The 2,349-nt window shown below is 48.5% G+C and carries 2 protein-coding genes; one reads left to right on the forward strand and one right to left on the reverse strand.

What is annotated here, in order from left to right:
• Positions 1-90: 90 nt before the first annotated feature.
• On the forward strand, positions 91-1,257 hold the full coding sequence (locus GY843_RS14970) for a PilT/PilU family type 4a pilus ATPase (RefSeq protein WP_297310747.1): 1,167 nt from the start codon (positions 91-93) through the stop codon (positions 1,255-1,257).
• A gap of 66 nt (positions 1,258-1,323) precedes the next feature.
• Here GY843_RS14970 and GY843_RS14975 read toward each other — a convergent pair.
• Positions 1,324-2,349: dihydroorotase (locus GY843_RS14975; RefSeq protein ID WP_297310749.1), on the reverse strand; the 1,026-nt coding region annotated here is incomplete at its 5' end.

Consider the following 2,349-nt stretch of genomic DNA (forward strand, 5'->3'; position numbering starts at 1 on the left):
CTGGTGCAAAAAGGTATGATTTCCCGTGAGACCGCACGTGAGCGTGCGCAGAACCCTCAGCAGTTCTAGCGGGTAATTAGGAGATAAAGCGTGGATTTTACGCAACTACTTAAAGTGATGGTTGAAAGGGATGCTTCGGACTTGTTTGTCACCGCTGGGGCTCGACCGACAATTAAGGCTGATGGAACGTTAAAACCATTGACCAAAGAGTCTCTGAAACCTTCTCAGTCACGGGCATTGGTGTATAGCACCATGAACGATAGGCAGTTGGCTGAATTTGAGGGTACTAACGAATGTAACTTTGCGATAAGTGCGCCGGGGCTAGGACGTTTCCGTGTGTCTGCTTTTATGCAGCGTAACTCAGCGGGTATGGTACTAAGGAAGATCAATGACCATATCCCTAGTCTTGACGAGCTGAATCTACCGCCTATCCTACGTGACCTGTCTATGACCAAGCGAGGTTTGATTCTGTTTGTTGGGGGAACCTCGACAGGTAAATCAACATCTCTGGCGTCGATGATTGACTACCGTAACACTAATCACCGTGGTCATATCATCACGATTGAAGACCCCATTGAATATATCCATCAACATAAGCAGAGTATTATTACTCAGCGTGAGGTAGGCATTGATACTGAATCTTTCGCCACTGCACTGAAGAATACTCTGCGCCAAGCTCCAGATGTGATCTTGATGGGTGAGATTCGTACCCGAGAAACGATGCAGCATGGTTTGGTATTTGCTGAGACTGGCCACCTGACTTTGGCAACCCTGCATGCCAATAATGCGAACCAAGCGTTGGACCGTATTATCAGCTTCTTCCCGCCTGAACATCATGATCAGTTGTGGATGGACCTGTCTTTGAACCTGAAAGCAATTATTGCGCAGCAGTTGCTCCCAACCAAAGATGGTAAAGGTCGCCGTGCAGCCATCGAGGTATTGATCAATACGCCATTGATTCAGGATCTGATCCGTAAGGGTGAAGTACATGAGATCAAAGAGGTTGTGAAGAAATCCACTAACCTTGGCATGCAGACCTTCGATCAGGCTCTCTTTGCTTTATATAGAGATGGTGTGATTACTTATGATGTTGCACTTGCTCATGCAGATTCACCGAATGATCTACGTCTGATGATTAAACTGAGTGCAGAAACAAACCCCGAGCTAGCAATGGAAGAGGATACAATGTCTTTTAGCTTGCAGGAAGAAGATGACTATCTTCATAACGAAGGGGATGCAGGTGTGAAGAGTATGTAACTCTTACTTGCTGAAGAATAAAAAACCGTGGTTATTACCACGGTTTTTTGTTTTTAGCGCACTGAGTTATGCGGAATACACGACTTCGCCCTGGAATAGGGTTGTGGTCACTTTTCCTTTCAGCGGGTAACCCATAAATGGTGTGTTTTTACCGCGAGAATGACAGGACTCCGGGGTGAGTTGCCATTCTGCTTCTGGGTCAAAGATACAGATATCAGCATCTTTACCCACTTCCAGCGTACCTGATTCAAGGCCCAGGATTTTTGCTGGGGCAGAGGTCAGTTTTTCAATAAGCTGTGGTAGCTCTAGCATATTCTGCTCAACCAGAAGCAGTGATAGCGGCAGCAAAGTTTCCAAGCCAATCATACCCGGCTCTGTATCAGCAAATGGGGCTTCTTTAGCTGCCCGTTCATGTGGCTGGTGATCAGAGCATATTGCCTGAATTGAACCGCCTAGTAGCCCCTGGATCAGACCTGCGCGGTCGAGTTGGCTTCGTAGAGGGGGAATCAGGTGGAACTCGTTGTGGAAACCGTTGACGTTCTCATCGGTTAGCAGCAGGTTTTGGATGCAAACGTCCGCTGTAACCGGTAATCCGCGTTCACGTGCTTCGCTGATCATACGCACCGAACGTTCGCAGGAAAGCTGTCCGAAGTGAGCGCGAACGCCCGTCTGTTCTGTAAGTAACAGGCAGCGAGCTACTTCAATGGTTTCTGCTGACTCAGGTATGCCATTCAGGCCTAGGCGAGTTGAAGTACTGCCGTCATGCATGCAACCATCTTTTGCCAGTGCTGCATCCTGAGCCTGGAAAATCACTAATAGATCGTGCGTTGCTGCGTATTCCAGGCAGCGCATCAGAATCAGTGAGTTTGCGATTGGCTTGCGGGTGTTGCTGAACGCAACACAGCCTGATGATGCCAGAGCGGCCATAGGCGCTAGCTGTTCGCCTTCCAAACCTTTGGTTAGAGCACCCATTGGCAAAATGCGCATCTTGCCAGCTTCCTGGCAGCGGTCTTTGATTAGCTCTGCAACTGCAGGTGTATCTACCACCGGGCTGCTGGTAGGTGGAGTCACAAATGTAGTTACTCCTCCGGC

The sequence above is a fragment of the Neptuniibacter sp. genome (assembly GCF_024231755.1).
In the GTDB taxonomy this organism is placed as follows: Bacteria; Pseudomonadota; Gammaproteobacteria; order Pseudomonadales; family Balneatricaceae; genus Neptuniibacter.